This window comes from Mesorhizobium sp. B2-1-3A, from assembly GCF_006442655.1.
Taxonomy (GTDB): domain Bacteria; phylum Pseudomonadota; class Alphaproteobacteria; order Rhizobiales; family Rhizobiaceae; genus Mesorhizobium.
Genome location: NZ_VFWK01000001.1, coordinates 921,990 through 936,027 on the forward strand (window position 1 = coordinate 921,990; position 14,038 = coordinate 936,027).

The following is a 14,038-nucleotide window of genomic DNA, read 5'->3' on the forward strand; positions in this document are numbered from 1 at the left end:
GGGCTCTTTCGGCAGGCAGCGTAACATACTGCCCTACTGGCTTACTGCCCTATTCCCCTCCCTTCCCCGTCTGTCCTCGATGCCGCAGATAATGATCGGCGATCGCGCAGGCAACCATCGCCTCGCCGATCGGCACGGCGCGGATGCCGACGCAGGGGTCGTGGCGGCCCTTGGTCATTACCTCGACGTCGTTGCCGTCCTTGTCGATCGACTTTCGCGGCGTCAGGATCGACGAGGTCGGCTTGACGGCGAAGCGTGCAATGATCGCCTGGCCGGTCGAGATGCCGCCGAGGATGCCGCCGGCATTGTTGGACAGGAACACCGGCTTGCCGTCATTGCCCATGCGCATCTCGTCGGCATTCTGTTCGCCGGTGATACGGGCGGCCTCGAAGCCGTTGCCAATCTCGACGCCCTTGACGGCATTGATCGACATCAGCCCGGAGGCGATGTCCTGGTCGAGCTTGGCGTAGATAGGGGCGCCGAGACCTGGCGGAACGCCGTCGGCGACGATCTCGATCACCGCGCCGACCGACGAACCGGCCTTGCGGATGCCGTCGAGGTATTGCGTGAAGACGGGAACCGAGGCGGGATCAGGCGTGAAGAACGGGTTCTCGGCATCACCGATGAAATTCCAGTTCCAATTGGCGCGATCGATCGACTTCTCGCCCATCGACACCAATGCGCCGCGCACCACCATGCCCGGCACGACCTTGCGGGCAAGCGCTCCGGCAGCAACGCGTGCGGCCGTCTCGCGGGCCGAGGAGCGGCCGCCGCCACGATAGTCGCGTATGCCGTATTTGACGTCATAGGTGTAGTCGGCATGGCCCGGCCGGTACTGGCGTGCGATCTCGCCATAGTCCTTCGACCGCTGGTCGACATTCTCGATCAGCATCGAGACCGGCGTGCCGGTGGTGATCATCGTCTGGCCGTCCCCGTCGAGGACGAAACCGGACAGCACCTTCACCTCGTCCGGCTCGCGGCGCTGGGTGACGAAGCGCGACTGGCCCGGCCGGCGCTTGTCGAGTTCGGCCTGGATCTCGTCCCGCGTGAAGCGGATGCCGGGCGGGCAGCCGTCGACCACGCAGCCGAGCGCCGCCCCATGGCTTTCGCCCCAGGTGGTGACGCGGAAAAGATGGCCGAACGTGTTGTGAGACATGGAAAACTGCCCTGCCCGGCAGCCGAGCCGGTTGAAGCCTGCCTTCTATTGGCGTTTTTTGCGGTGGTCAAACTGTCATCCCCGCCGTTTAAGTTTTGACACATTCGGCTGGTTTCTGCTTTCTTCCATCCGCCGTTGAGGATCCGCCGCCACAGTGCCGGCGCAATGACCAAAGAGGACAATCATGCGTACCCTGATTGGCGCTGTTGCCGCCATGCTGCTTTGTTCCACCGCCGCCTTCGCCGGACAGACCGAAGGCCTGATCAAGAAGATCGACAAGGATGCGCTGACGCTGACGCTGGACGACGGCAAATCCTACAAGCTGAACGCCGAAACCGATCTCGACTCCCTGAAGCCGGGCATGGACATCGTCATCGCTTACGACGTGACCAATGGCGAGAATGTCGTGACCGATATGCAGTTGCCGGACAGCGACACGAACTAGCCCAGGCGGCTTAAAGCCACTCCAGGCTCTGTCCTTCGAGTTTGAGCACGCGATCCTGCGGTATCTCCAGGTTCGCGGCCTCGTCCTCGGCCATGTCAAGCACGAAGCGGAACAGGGTGCGCATCACGCCGCCATGCGTCACGCAGATCGTCCTGCGGTCGATCTCGTCGAAACAGGGTTTCACCCGTTCGAGCAGCATCTGGTAGCTTTCCGCCCCCGCGCCGGGCGGCTGAAAATTCCATTTGTCCAGGGCGCGTGACCGGCTTGCTCCGGGAGACTCCGTCTCGAGCTCGGCAAAAGTAAAGCTCTGCCAGTCGCCGAAATTGACCTCAACCAGCCTGACATCGGTTCGATAGGCGAGCGGATCGAGTTTCATCGCGGCGCGGATGCGTTCCATCGTTTCGCGCGTCCGCCGCATCGGGCTCGCGACGAAATCGAAATCCCTGACATCACCGACAAGTTCGGCCAGCCGATGCCCGTTTCCGGTCGCCTGTTCGCGGCCAAGCGCATTGAGATCGGTGTCGGCCTGGCCCTGAAGCCGGAACTCGGCGTTCCACGCAGTCTGGCCGTGGCGCACGATATAAACCAGCGGGTACATCAGGTCTTCCGGAGGTCGGGCAAAGGCCTGGGCGGAGGATGAGCGGAGGGAGTTAGTCCTTGACCGTCGAAATATCGGGCGCGTCGACCGCCTTCATGCCGACAACGTGATAGCCGGAATCGACATGATGCACTTCGCCGGTGACGCCACGCGACAGGTCGGACAGGAAATAGACGCCGGAATCGCCGACCTCTTCCTGCGTGACCGTCTGCTTTAGCGGCGAATTATATTCGTTCCACTTAAGGATGTAACGGAAGTCGCCGATGCCGGAGGCGGCCAGGGTCTTGATCGGCCCGGCGGAGATGGCATTGACGCGGATCTTCTTGGCGCCAAGATCGACGGCGAGGTAACGCACGCTGGCCTCGAGCGCGGCCTTGGCGACGCCCATGACGTTGTAGTGCGGCATCACCTTCTCGGCGCCATAGTAGGTCAGGGTCAGCAGCGAGCCGCCATCGGTCATCAGCGCTTCGGCGCGCTTGGCTATGGTGGTGAAGGAATAGACCGAAATGTCCATGGTGCGCAGGAAATTGTCGCGCGTCGTCTCGACATAGCGGCCGGTCAGTTCGTCCTTGTCGGAAAAAGCGATGGCGTGGACGAGGAAGTCGAGCTTGCCGCCCCAATGCTTGGCGACATTGGCGAAAACCTCGTCGAGGCTCGCCGGGTCGGTGACGTCGCAATGGCCGGCGACAAAGGCGCCGAGTTCCGCCGCCAGCGGCTCGACACGCTTCTTGAACGCCTCGCCCTGATAGGTCAGCGCGATTTCGGCACCATGATCAACGCAGGCCTTGGCGATGCCGTAGGCAATCGACCTGTTGTTCGCGACGCCAAGAATGAGGCCGCGCTTGCCGGCCATCAGGCCCTGTCCACCCGCCATGTGAGCGCTCTCCGCAAGGTTTGTGCTTTGTGGAGTGCCTATCGCACAGGCACACTGCCCCTTCAAGCGCTCAAACCGGACAGTTCGGGGGACAAAAGCGCTGGATCAGCCTTTTTCGCCGCGCAACAGCGTTTCCAGCGCGTTGTCGCCGCCTTCCGGCAGCATGATGCGCACATGGGCGTAGAGGTCGCCATGGCCGCCGGCCTTTTCCGGAAGACCCCGCCCTTTCAGGCGCAGCACCTTGTCGGAACTCGACCAGGCGGGAACGTTGACCGCGAGCTTGCCGGTCGGTGTCTCGACCGGCACCTTGGCGCCGAGCACCGCATCCGCCAGCGGCACCGGCAGATCGGCATGCAGGTCGCGGCCTTCGATGCGGTAGCGCGGGTGCCGGCGGATATGGATCTTGACCAGCGCGTCGCCGGGTTGGCCCGGCCCCTGCTCGCCTTGCCCCTTCAACCGGATGGTCTGACCATCCTCGACAAAGGCCGGCAGTTTGACCGCCACTTTTCGGCCATCGGGAAACATCGCCGTCACCTTTTCGGCGTTCGCGGCTTCCTCGATGGTGACGTCGAGCGTGACGTTCAGATCGGCCGCCGTCGCGGGCTGGCGGCGGTCGCCCTGGCCCGCGCCGCGCGCGCCGGAAAAGGCGTCGCCGAAAATCTGGCTGAAAATATCGCTGTTGCCGTCGAACGGATCGCCACCGGGACGCCCCGAGCGGAATTCGAACCGCGAGCCGCCTGCCCCTTGCTGGCGGCGAAAGCCGCCGAAGGGATCGCCGCCGCCGGCGCCTTCAAACCCCTGGAAGCGCGGCTTGCCGTCGGCGTCGATCTCGCCGCGATCGAAAGCCGCACGGTTCTTCTCGTCGCCGACGATCTCATAGGCCTGGTTGGCCGCGGAAAAACGGTCCTTCGCCTTGGGATCATTCGGATTCTGATCCGGATGATGTTTCTTGGCGAGTTTCCGGTACGCCGATTTTATGTCCTTGGCCGATGCGTTCTTTGCAACGCCCAGCACCTCATACGGGTCGCGCATGCGTTCTGCCCTGGAGAAGAGTTGAGTCCATACTTGCCCCCTATATGCGCTCGCATAGGAAGAAATTCCAGTAGCGGGGCGTCATATCAAAAGCGGAAAGTCAGAGCGCCTTGAAGCCCTGCATGCGCCAGCCGCCGGCGCCGGCGAGGCACAGTTCACCCTCGAACATGGCAACGCCGTCAAAGCTTTCGCGTGAGGCCCTGAAGCGGCGGCACGTCTGCCCCCTGTCCTTCAGCTCCGCCAGTTCGGTGATGGAGCCACGCGACCCGGTGCCGGCATTCGCCCACGGCACGGCCTGGCCGCCGAGTTGCTCGATATCGGCGGAGGACACCGCATTGCCGATCGTCGTCTGATCGGAGTCGCGATCCGAATCGGCGGGCGCGGATGAAGCCGAGGTGCTGCTGGTCAGGATCGAGCGGTCGACTTCGGCTTTTTCCAGGCTGAATCCGCCCGCGCCGCAGCCAACAAGTGGCAGGGCGATTGACACGATCGCCGCTTTCGCGCTGGCCGAAGCGATAACGCTCCATTGCCTGCTGTCAAAAGCTTGCGCAATACGCGACAATCGGCAACCTCCCCCGGTTCATGACAATTTGAGAAAAACTATGAGTGACACAGAGTTAACAAGCAGTGACTTTACCGAGTCGGCCGAGCCGTTTCGGCTCTTTGCCGCATGGCTGGACGACGCCACCAAGAGCGAAATCAATGATGCCAATGGCGTGGCGCTGGCTACCGTCGATGCCGAGGGCATGCCGGATGTGCGGATGGTGCTGCTCAAGGGATTCGATGAAGGCGGCTTTGTTTTCTACACGAATTTCGAGAGCGCGAAGGGCCAGGAGATTCTTGGCAGCATGAAGGCGGCGATGTGTTTCCATTGGAAATCGTTGCGCCGCCAAGTGCGCATTCGCGGCCCGGTGGAAATCGTCAGCGACGCCGAGGCCGATGCTTATTATGCGACGCGGCCGCGCGGCAGCCGCATCGGTGCCTGGGCCTCGAAACAGTCACGGCCGCTCGAAAGCCGCTTCGCGCTGGAGAAGGCGGTCGCCGAATACACGGCGCGTCATGCCATCGGCGAGATTCCGCGGCCGAAACACTGGTCGGGTTTCCGCATCGTTCCGAAGACGATCGAGTTCTGGCACGACAGGCCGTTCCGATTGCATGACCGGGTGGTCTTTTCACGCAGCGCCAAGGGCGGCTGGGACAAGACGCGGCTTTATCCCTGAGGAATTGCTACTTCTTCCTTGTCATGAACGCCGTGAGCGCCGCGCGCGCCTCGTCGGACTTCAGCCGCTCGCGGAAATGCTCGCTTTCCTCGCCGATGCGCGCGACGAGATCGTCGCGTGAGCCGCGCATGAGGTCGCGCGCGATCTTCAGCGCCTGCGGCGGCTTGGCCGCGATCTGGCCGGCAGCCGCCAGCACCGAGGCCTCCAGTGCCCCCTCCTCGACCACATCGTAGATAAGGCCGGCGGCCTTCGCGCGCTCGGCGGAAAAGCCCTCGCCAAGGCCAAGCAGCGCGAACGCGCCTTGCTGCCCCAGGACCCGCGGCGCCAACAGACTCGATCCGGCCTCGGGCACCAAGCCAAGGTCGACGAAAGGCGTCCTGAACACGGTGCGCGGCGTGGCGAAGGTCAGGTCGCAATGCAGGTTGATCGTGGTGCCGATGCCGACGGCGATGCCGTCAACGCCGGAGACGATGGGTTTTTCGACCCTGGCCAGCGCCATCAGGAAATCCCAGACTTCGGTGCCGCCATCGCCACCAGTGGCCACGACCATGAAATCGGCAAGGTCGTTGCCCGAAGAGAACGCGCCAGGCACGCCGAGGAACACATGGACGCGGATCGCCGGATCGGCGTCACCCTCGGCCAGGGTTTGCGACATCTTGGCGTACATGGCGCGCGTCAGCGCGTTCTTCTTGTCCGGGCGGTTCATGCGGATGACCTGGATGGCGCCCTGGCGCTCGACGAGGATATGGTCAGTCACAGTGCTTTCCTTGTGAACGTCAGGCTGAGATCAGCGTTTTGCCGGCAGCCGCGAGGCTTTCCGCGCCATCGACAACACGCCCTTTCAGGGCACCCGCCTCGCCGAGCAGGTTTTCGGCAAAGAAGCGGCAAAGGCCGATGCGGCCCTGATCGGCAAGAGCGCCCCGCGCCAGATAGGCGCCGCCGGCGGCAAGCGAGATCAGCCTGAGATAAGGCGTTGCACCCGCCAGCGCCTCCTCCGTCCGGCCGTCCGCCAACAGTTTTTGCAGGAAACGCGTCGCCTGCGTCAGATCGCCGAGTGCTGCGTCGAGCGCATCCGCGGTGCGACCGAAACCCTGCAGATTTGAGGTGCGCACGGCGTTGGCGGCCGCAGCCAGTTCGCTGATGAAGCCATGCACATGCTCGCCGCCGCCGAGCGGCAGCTTGCGGGTGACCAGGTCAATCGCCTGGATGCCGTTGGTGCCCTCATAGATCGGCGCGATGCGCGCGTCGCGGTAGAGAGCCGCCGCGCCGGTCTCCTCGATGAAGCCCATGCCGCCATGCACCTGGAGGCCGAGCGAGGCCACTTCGACGCCGACATCGGTCGAAAACGCCTTGGCCAGCGGCGTCAAAAGATTGGCACGATCACGCCAATGCGCGGCCTGGTCACCGTCCGAGACCCGCGCCATGTCGATCGCATAGGCACAGGAGTAGCTGATCGCCCGCGCCGTCTGCGTCAGCGCCTTCATGGTCAAGAGATTGCGTTGCACGTCGGGGTGGTGAACGATCGGCGCCATGCCGGCGCCGGCGTAATCCGCCGCCTTGCCCTGGCGGCGCTCATTGGCATAGGCGATCGCCTTCTGGGTGGCGGCTTCCGCGACGGCGACCCCCTGCATGCCGACGGCCAAGCGGGCATTGTTCATCATGGTGAACATGCAGGCGAGGCCCTTGTTCTCCTCGCCGATCAGCCAGCCAATGGCGCCGGGCTTGGAGCCCTGGAACCCATCGCCATAGATCATGGTGCAGGTCGGCGAGGCATGGATGCCGAGCTTGTGCTCGAGGCCGGAACAGAAGACGTCGTTGCGGGCGCCGAGCGAGCCGTCGTCGCCAACCAGGAATTTCGGCACCAGGAACAACGAGATGCCGCGCGTGCCGGCAGGCGCGTCGGGCAGCCGCGCCAGCACCAGGTGGATGATGTTGTCGGTGAAATCGTGCTCGCCATAGGTGATGAAGATCTTCTGGCCGAAGATGCGGTAGGTGCCGTCGCCGGCAGGCTCGGCGCGGGCGCGCAAGGCAGCGAGGTCCGAGCCCGCCTGCGGCTCGGTCAGGTTCATCGTGCCCATCCATTCTCCGGAGACGAGCTTTCCGAGATATTTTGCCTTGAGCTCTTCCGAAGCATGCTTGTCCAGCGCTTCGACCGCGCCCATGGTCAGCGTCGGGCCGATGCCGAAGGCCATGGCGGCCGAATTCCACATTTCGAGCGCGGCGACGCCCAGCATGGTCGGCAGCGCCTGGCCACCATACTCCTCGGGCCCGGACAGCGCGTTCCAGCCGCCATCGATCCAGCGGCGATAGAGCTCCTTCCAGCCGGGCGGCGTGGTGACGGCAGCGTCCTTCAGCACCGCACCGTGTTCGTCGCCGATCTTGTAAAGGGGAGCCACTTCCTCGGTGGCGAAACGGCCTGCTTCGCCAAGGACGGCATCGACCAGATCCTCGCTGAGATCGCCAAATGCGCCGGTATCGAGCCCCTGCTTGAGCCCAGCCACGTGCTTCAGCGTAAAGGCGATATCCTCGACCGGTGCTCGATACATGCCGCTCGATCCTCCTGATGCATCGGCCTCGCCGACCCTAGAGCCAGCGCCACCGCAAAACTACCCGCCTTTGGGCGGTCTGCCATCTTCTTTTTACGTAAACGTCAAATTTTGTCACGCGGATTTTGCAATCGCGCTCGCCTGTATTAAATTCTATCGAAGCCGGATCAAGTCGACCGGCGGCGGACCAGAACCAGCCGACCGGAACATCTCATGCTCGCCAGACCCGACGCCTACCGCTGCATCGAATGCGGCCTGCCCTATCGCGCTCCGGGGTTCTGGTACCATGAGGGCAGGCTGGAACATGGTGCGGCCTACTGGTCGGATCGCGGCATATTGTGCTCGCCGCAATGCTCGCTGGCCCACCACCGCAAACGCGCCGCCGAAGGCACGCTGCAGCAGGAGCCCGCGCCCGACCCGTTTGAATTTCCGCCAAGCGTCCGGCGCTAGCGGATAATCGCCCGCCGAGCATCTTGCGTTGCCGGCGACAGAAATGACCATCGTGTCGTCTATGTTCAGAAGGCGATCTTTACGCCCAGCTTGCCACTGACGGTTGAACTGTCTTGGGACCATTTGCCCCGAATCTCGCTGCTGACGGTGGTCGATTGGGACATTTTCAGATTGAAGCCTGCCGACACCGCCGCCGAGAAGTCCGCATCTTCGAAGCTACTCTCGATACCGGACACGCTCGCGGTGTTTGAATAGCCGAAGCGCTGCTGCAGATCGGCTCGCGCGTAAGGGCTGATCACCATACCGTTTCCGAGTTGATAATCGGCATAAACTCCAGGTTCGAACTTGATCGCGCCAAATGACAGGCGGCTTTTTCCGTACGAAACGCCAGAGCTGTCCGTGTAGTCGTCGCCGGTGAAACTGACACCAAGCAATCCGCCACGCAGATCGAAGCGCACCCGATCGGTCAAGTTGAAGATGTGGCCGATCGACCCCGTCACGGCGTAGCCTTGTGTGTCATACGTGCCGGAGCCGAGGCCCGTGCTTTCGACATCGGTGTTGCCGAGGAACGCCGATGCAGCCACCAGCATATAGCTGGTGCCGCGACGATAGAGCCCATAACCGCCGAACATGCCGCTTCTGTTGGTGGCTTCGCCGTTGGGAGGAAAGAAACCGAGCGCATTGGCGTCTACGTTGGCCGATGCATAACCGCCAAACAGCCCCAGGTTCAGACCGTGCTCATTGTCGAAACCGAAATGCTTTGCAGCGTTGAAGTCCACGCTGACCGCGGCGGAAAATTCGTCGACGTCGAAATCCGGTCCGGTGATCACGGTCGGTCCCTGTGAAATCGTAAAACCGTCGTGCTTCGTGTGCGCCAACTGGCCCGAAGCGAAGACGCCGAACGGCGTCGACAAAGCTTGCGGGGGTCCGTTCGCAAGGCCGACATCTGACTCGATTGCGTTATCGACAACCCCCAGAAGCGCATCCAGGGACGTGTCGACAACCGCGCCATTGGCTATGCCGTTGAGATAGCACTGCCCTGACAGAAAAGTCCCCTCGCCAACGAAGACGCAGGCAGCGGCCTTCGAAGGCAGGAGGACGACCATAGCACCGATCGAGAGCGCAATCGCGTTGACCGGGTCAAAATGCCATTTCCTTGCTGTCATTGTCATTTCCCCGCTTTATTACAAGTAAGACAATAATAATCAGGGATGCAATTCGCCGACGATATTCAAAACATCCGTCCGGCTTCAGCGTGCGCGCTCGTCATAGTGCGACTGCACTATGACGACTATAACAGGTTATGCCCCGGGAAGATACGGTTTCGAATGTCGAATCGATTTCCGCGTGCCGGCACGGCTGCGGTCCTTGCCGAGCGGGTCTTTCGACGCGCGTGTAAAACGATGGTTCGGGCCGCCCCGCTCGACCGATCAAACGCGGGTCGCGAGACCCTCGCCCTTTCTTTGAGGCGGTTTGTGGTGTAAAATTCACTGGTCTTCGGAGATATGGGTTTCCGGCGTCCGAGGGGCGACGAATCAGCCGGACGGACACTTCGACGGCGCGAACGTTGTCGCAGCTGAAACGAGCCCGTGACATGACCCACAGTTTCTTCCGGCACTTTGCTGCAATTCTGCTGGTCGTGTTTTTCGGTTCGATGGGGGCCCGAGCAGCGGTCGAGGAAGTGCTTGCATCAAAGCCAAGCAAGCGGCTTGCCATCGTCATTGGCAATTCGAATTACCAAAGCGCGCGCCTCCAACATTTGACCAATGCGGTAAACGACGCCACGCAACTCTCCGAAAGTCTGAAAAGGCTGAATTTCGACGTGCTGACGGGGCTCGACCTTTCGTCGGACGGGTTTGCCAAGCTCTTTGACAGGGCCGACAGCAAACTCGCGACCGCCAGCGCCGTGGCGATCTTCTACGCCGGCCACGGCGTTCAGTTGCAGGGGGAGAACTATCTCCTGCCCGTCGATACACCCGATCCCGAAACCCTGGAAAAACTGACCGCGGGCGCGGTCAAGCTAAACGACGTGATCGCAAAGTTTTCCAACCGGGAGAGGCAGACGTTCATTTTTCTTGACGCTTGCCGCAACAACCCGGTCGGCAAAGGCGCCAGCGTCATGGATGGCCTTGCACAGGTCGAAGTGGGTGAAAACACGTTTGTCGCCTTCGCGACCCAGCCAGGCAACATCACGGCCGATGGCTCGGGAGACAACAGCCCCTTCACCACAGCCCTGTTGAGGAACGTTGAGATTCCCGGGCTCAGCATCTCGGATATGATGATCCGCGTTCGCAACGAGACCGAGGCACTCACCGCAGGTCGTCAGGTTCCATGGGACCAGTCGAACCTTCGCGAGCAGTTCTATTTCACCGAGCAACAAGAGCTCGACCCGGCTCAGTTGAGCGCCAGCCTGTCTCGCATTCTGTCGGACCCGGCCGCCAAGAAAAAACTGCAGGTCGAGCTTGCTTCCAACGACCTGCAGACCGCCGTGCTTATCGTGGGACAAACATTGCGATCTGCCGAGATTTCAGCCCCGCCCAGCGTTTCACCGGAACCGGCAGGTACGCAGCTTGCCAGCCTTGAAGGAGCCCGGCAAAGCGTGGTTTCCGGTCTTGAAACATTGATCGTCGGCACGTCGGCCGATGAGCCGGCCCCTGCGAAAGCGACCGACCTCGCACGCAACATCCAGACGGAATTGCGCCGCTTGGGCTGCTATCGCATGACGGTCGATGGAGATTGGGGCAAGCACTCGGTCCAAGCTCTCAACAGCTACTACAAGAACACCAAGCGGGTCGCCTCGGCGACCGAGCCAACGGTTGAACTTCTGGGCGATCTCTTCTTGCACTCCGGCCGCGTCTGCAAGGATCCGGTCGTCATGAAGGTCAAGCCGGCGAAGGTCGCGTCGGACACCGCTCCGCTGCGCCAGAAGGGAGCGGCGAGCCGGAAGGCCTCCACGCCCTCACGCTCGCCATCGTCGCGTCCCGCCGCTCCCCCTCCCGACATCAGTGGCGGAATTGGAATTGGCGGTGTGTTCTAACCTGGCACGGGGTGCCCCGGCATCGAGAAGCATTCCTTAACCATGACGGTTCAGGATTTGCCTTTGATCAACGGGGATTCCCTGTTTTGAAATTGCCAAGGCGTTTCCATCGCCGTTCAAAGAGCGCTGTGCCAACGCTCGTCAAACCCCTTTTCCCTGGGCATACAGCTTCTCTAAAACCTCTGTCTATTTTCTGGCGACACGCACTGACGCCTCTGGCTTTCGCGGCGACGGTGGCGCTGTCGATGGCGGCACAGGCTTCGGATTTCTCCGAGCCGTGGAAGAATGCCGACCGCGCCCTGGTGGTCGATGCCTACGAATACAATTCAATCGACTGGGCGCAACTTGCCACCGACAAGCGCATCGTCGGATTCATCAACAAGGCTTCCGACGGCATGCCGCCGCCCTATTTCTGTTTTGGCGGCGACACCGACGTGAAGCTCTGCAAGGCGCTGTGGAAACGCCATGCGGTGACGCGCGAACTGTTCCAGACGCGTCGGGTCGTGGCCAAGGCGCTCGGCATGAAATGGGGCGCCTATCACCTGGCCCGCCCCGGCAACCCGGTCGAGCAGGCCAACAATTTCCTCGATTTTGCCGATCCCGCGCCGGACGATCTCATGGTTCTCGACCTCGAGGGCAATGATCCCTCGCAATGGATGTCGCTCGAAGATGCCGAGGAGTTCGTACGCCAGGTGCATCGGCGCATGGGCCGCTTCCCGGTGCTCTATACCAACGGCAAGACGGCCCAGTACATCGCCGACAATCGCTACAAGTACCGGCTCCTGTCGCGGTTGCCGCTTTGGTACGCGCGCTACAAACCTGATATTGACGTGCATTTTCCGATGGGCAACTGGCAAGGCTATGCGCTCTGGCAATTCTCCGCGCAGGCCAATTGCGGCCGCTTCCGTTGCCCCTACAGGGTTGCCGGCACGCCTAACGATATCGACGTCAACGTCGCACCGACCGATGCCGCCACGCTGCGCCAGCAATGGCCCTTTGGCGGGCTGATCGACGTACCATCGGACTATCTTGCCAGCGTGCCGGTGCCGCTCTCGCGCGAGGCAGCGCTCGCCGGCAAGGCGACACTGACCTATGCGGATGTGGCAACACCGCCGACGTTCGAGGAAATGGTCGCGGTGCTTGGCTCGCGCTGGTCGAAATTCCGCGACGGGTTCCGCATGCCTGTGGTGAAGACGGTGCCGCGCCGGCCGGGCTTCGGCATTGTGCAATATGTCGCCTGGAAGCGAACCGAACAGCGTTCACCCGAGCAGCTCGACGCCGCTTTCGCCGGGGCCGATCCGGTCAGCACCGCTTCAACCGAAATCGACCGCGGCCAGCAATAAGCCGCCGCGCCGTAATCTCAGCTCGCCTGCTCGCGCGCCACGGCCTGCCAGCCGATGTCGCGACGGCAGAATCCGTCCGGCCAGTCGATCCGGTCGAGCGCGGCATAGGCCCGCGCCTGCGCCTCGCCGACCGTGGCTCCGGTCGCCGTGACATTGAGGACGCGGCCGCCATTGGCAACCAGAGCGCCGCCATTGATGGCGGTGCCGGCGTGGAAGATCTGGACGCCTTCGCCCGCCGCCTGCTCGACGCCGCGGATGACGGAGCCTTTTTCCGGCGTGCCTGGATAGCCCCGCGCGGCCATCACCACGGTGAGCGCCGCCTCGTCGCGCCAGCGTATGGAGGTGTGCGCCAACTGGCCGTCCACGGCGGCGTTGAGCAGCACCAGCAAATCGTCCTTCAGCCGCATCATCAGCACCTGGCATTCCGGATCGCCGAAACGGGTGTTGTATTCGATCAGCTTCGGCCCCTTGTCCGTGATCATCAGCCCGGCGAACAGAATGCCGGCGAAGGGCGCGCCAAGATCGGCCATTCCGCGCATCGTCGGCTCGATGATTTCGCGCATGGTGCGCTCGACCATCTCAGGCGTCATCACCGGCGCCGGCGAATAGGCGCCCATGCCGCCCGTGTTGGGGCCGACGTCGCCGTCGCCAACGCGCTTGTGATCCTGTGCCGTGCCAAAGGGCAGTGCGGTGGTGCCGTCGCAGAGGCAGAAGAAGCTCGCCTCCTCGCCGGTCATGAATTCCTCAATCACCACTTCCGCGCCGGCGGCTCCGAAGGAACCCTCGAAACAGGCATCGAGTGCCGCCAGCGCCTCGTCCAGCGTCATGGCGACGGTGACGCCCTTGCCGGCGGCGAGCCCGTCGGCCTTGATGACGATCGGCGCACCAGTCTTTTCGACATAGGCCCTGGCGGAGGCCAGATCGCCGAAACGGCCGTAGGCGGCGGTCGGGATGTTATATCGCGCGCAGAGGTCCTTGGTGAAACCCTTCGAACCCTCCAGCCGCGCGGCGGCTTTCGAAGGTCCAAAGACGCGGATGTTTTCGGCGCGCAGGTCGTCGGCAATGCCGGCGACGAGCGGCCCTTCCGGGCCGACCACGACGAGGTCGATTTTTTTCTCCCGGCAGAAGGCGGTCACGGCGGCATGATCGGTGATATCAAGCTTCACCAGTTCGGCCTCGCTGCCGATGCCCGGATTGCCGGGGGCCGCGTAGAGCTTGGTCAGCAGCGGCGAGGCGGCGATCTTCCAGGCAAGCGCATGTTCGCGGCCGCCGGAGCCGAGAAGAAGAACGTTCATGGCCACCTCACAATGCAAACCCTGGAGAGCACCCGCTATTGC

The 14,038-nt window shown here is 62.7% G+C and carries 14 protein-coding genes; 5 read left to right on the forward strand and 9 right to left on the reverse strand.

What is annotated here, in order from left to right; translation table 11 throughout:
• Positions 1 to 49: 49 nt before the first annotated feature.
• Positions 50 to 1,156: a chorismate synthase gene (gene aroC / locus FJ977_RS04575; RefSeq protein WP_140768936.1), complete on the reverse strand. Its 1,107-nt coding sequence runs from the start codon at positions 1,154 to 1,156 to the stop codon at positions 50 to 52.
• Between the two features lie 184 nt (positions 1,157 to 1,340).
• Between aroC and FJ977_RS04580 the strand changes: the two genes are divergently transcribed.
• Positions 1,341 to 1,601, forward strand: a complete 261-nt coding sequence (locus FJ977_RS04580) for a DUF1344 domain-containing protein (protein ID WP_056564015.1) — start codon at positions 1,341 to 1,343, stop codon at positions 1,599 to 1,601.
• A 10-nt stretch (positions 1,602 to 1,611) separates the two neighbouring features.
• Here the strand turns inward: FJ977_RS04580 and FJ977_RS04585 are convergent, their stop codons facing one another.
• From FJ977_RS04585 to FJ977_RS04600, 4 genes are all read right to left on the reverse strand, one after another.
• Positions 1,612 to 2,199 (reverse strand): histidine phosphatase family protein, encoded by a 588-nt coding sequence (locus FJ977_RS04585; protein ID WP_140768938.1) that lies wholly within the window; start codon positions 2,197 to 2,199, stop codon positions 1,612 to 1,614.
• A gap of 52 nt (positions 2,200 to 2,251) precedes the next feature.
• On the reverse strand, positions 2,252 to 3,073 hold the full coding sequence (gene fabI, locus FJ977_RS04590; RefSeq protein ID WP_140768940.1) for an enoyl-ACP reductase FabI: 822 nt from the start codon (positions 3,071 to 3,073) through the stop codon (positions 2,252 to 2,254).
• A 105-nt stretch (positions 3,074 to 3,178) separates the two neighbouring features.
• The gene (locus FJ977_RS04595; protein WP_140768942.1) at positions 3,179 to 4,105 is read right to left on the reverse strand and encodes a DnaJ C-terminal domain-containing protein; all 927 of its coding nucleotides are present in this window, start codon (positions 4,103 to 4,105) and stop codon (positions 3,179 to 3,181) included.
• Positions 4,106 to 4,205: 100 nt separating this feature from the next.
• Positions 4,206 to 4,667: an RT0821/Lpp0805 family surface protein gene (locus tag FJ977_RS04600; protein WP_140768944.1), complete on the reverse strand. Its 462-nt coding sequence runs from the start codon at positions 4,665 to 4,667 to the stop codon at positions 4,206 to 4,208.
• Between the two features lie 40 nt (positions 4,668 to 4,707).
• Between FJ977_RS04600 and pdxH the strand changes: the two genes are divergently transcribed.
• Positions 4,708 to 5,325, forward strand: coding sequence for a pyridoxamine 5'-phosphate oxidase (gene pdxH, locus FJ977_RS04605; RefSeq protein WP_140768946.1), 618 nt, complete (start codon positions 4,708 to 4,710; stop codon positions 5,323 to 5,325).
• A 7-nt stretch (positions 5,326 to 5,332) separates the two neighbouring features.
• On the opposite strand, the gene FJ977_RS04610 is transcribed toward pdxH, so the two are convergent.
• Both FJ977_RS04610 and FJ977_RS04615 read right to left on the reverse strand, forming a co-directional pair.
• A complete protein-coding gene (locus tag FJ977_RS04610; protein ID WP_140768948.1) occupies positions 5,333 to 6,082 on the reverse strand; it encodes a crotonase/enoyl-CoA hydratase family protein in 750 nt (249 codons plus the stop codon).
• Positions 6,083 to 6,101: 19 nt separating this feature from the next.
• Positions 6,102 to 7,871, reverse strand: a complete 1,770-nt coding sequence (locus FJ977_RS04615; RefSeq protein ID WP_140768950.1) for an acyl-CoA dehydrogenase family protein — start codon at positions 7,869 to 7,871, stop codon at positions 6,102 to 6,104.
• 213 nt (positions 7,872 to 8,084) lie between these two features.
• Between FJ977_RS04615 and FJ977_RS04620 the strand changes: the two genes are divergently transcribed.
• Entirely contained in the window at positions 8,085 to 8,321 is a 237-nt protein-coding gene (locus tag FJ977_RS04620) for a hypothetical protein (protein ID WP_140768952.1), read from the forward strand.
• Between the two features lie 65 nt (positions 8,322 to 8,386).
• Here the strand turns inward: FJ977_RS04620 and FJ977_RS04625 are convergent, their stop codons facing one another.
• A complete protein-coding gene (locus FJ977_RS04625; protein ID WP_246682817.1) occupies positions 8,387 to 9,487 on the reverse strand; it encodes an autotransporter domain-containing protein in 1,101 nt (366 codons plus the stop codon).
• A gap of 428 nt (positions 9,488 to 9,915) precedes the next feature.
• On the opposite strand from FJ977_RS04625, the gene FJ977_RS04630 reads away from it, so the two are divergent.
• Together FJ977_RS04630 and FJ977_RS04635 are read left to right on the forward strand one after the other, a co-directional pair.
• Positions 9,916 to 11,358, forward strand: coding sequence for a caspase family protein (locus FJ977_RS04630; RefSeq protein WP_140768956.1), 1,443 nt, complete (start codon positions 9,916 to 9,918; stop codon positions 11,356 to 11,358).
• 245 nt (positions 11,359 to 11,603) lie between these two features.
• A complete protein-coding gene (locus tag FJ977_RS04635) occupies positions 11,604 to 12,701 on the forward strand; it encodes a glycoside hydrolase family 25 protein (protein ID WP_181179594.1) in 1,098 nt (365 codons plus the stop codon).
• 17 nt (positions 12,702 to 12,718) lie between these two features.
• On the opposite strand, the gene purD is transcribed toward FJ977_RS04635, so the two are convergent.
• Positions 12,719 to 13,996 (reverse strand): phosphoribosylamine--glycine ligase, encoded by a 1,278-nt coding sequence (purD, locus tag FJ977_RS04640; protein ID WP_140768960.1) that lies wholly within the window; start codon positions 13,994 to 13,996, stop codon positions 12,719 to 12,721.
• Positions 13,997 to 14,038: the final 42 nt, after the last annotated feature.

Bases quoted from the DNA above. Each gene is read 5' to 3' on its own strand.
- aroC (WP_140768936.1), bottom strand. From the start codon at position 1,156: ATGTCTCACAACACGTTCGGCCATCTTTTCCGCGTCACCACCTGGGGC.
- FJ977_RS04580 (WP_056564015.1), top strand. From the start codon at position 1,341: ATGCGTACCCTGATTGGCGCTGTTGCCGCCATGCTGCTTTGTTCCACC.
- FJ977_RS04585 (WP_140768938.1), bottom strand. From the start codon at position 2,199: ATGTACCCGCTGGTTTATATCGTGCGCCACGGCCAGACTGCGTGGAAC.
- fabI (WP_140768940.1), bottom strand. From the start codon at position 3,073: ATGGCGGGTGGACAGGGCCTGATGGCCGGCAAGCGCGGCCTCATTCTT.
- FJ977_RS04595 (WP_140768942.1), bottom strand. From the start codon at position 4,105: ATGCGCGACCCGTATGAGGTGCTGGGCGTTGCAAAGAACGCATCGGCC.
- pdxH (WP_140768946.1), top strand. From the start codon at position 4,708: ATGAGTGACACAGAGTTAACAAGCAGTGACTTTACCGAGTCGGCCGAG.
- FJ977_RS04615 (WP_140768950.1), bottom strand. From the start codon at position 7,871: ATGTATCGAGCACCGGTCGAGGATATCGCCTTTACGCTGAAGCACGTG.
- FJ977_RS04620 (WP_140768952.1), top strand. From the start codon at position 8,085: ATGCTCGCCAGACCCGACGCCTACCGCTGCATCGAATGCGGCCTGCCC.
- FJ977_RS04625 (WP_246682817.1), bottom strand. From the start codon at position 9,487: ATGACAGCAAGGAAATGGCATTTTGACCCGGTCAACGCGATTGCGCTC.
- FJ977_RS04630 (WP_140768956.1), top strand. From the start codon at position 9,916: ATGACCCACAGTTTCTTCCGGCACTTTGCTGCAATTCTGCTGGTCGTG.
- FJ977_RS04635 (WP_181179594.1), top strand. From the start codon at position 11,604: ATGGCGGCACAGGCTTCGGATTTCTCCGAGCCGTGGAAGAATGCCGAC.
- purD (WP_140768960.1), bottom strand. From the start codon at position 13,996: ATGAACGTTCTTCTTCTCGGCTCCGGCGGCCGCGAACATGCGCTTGCC.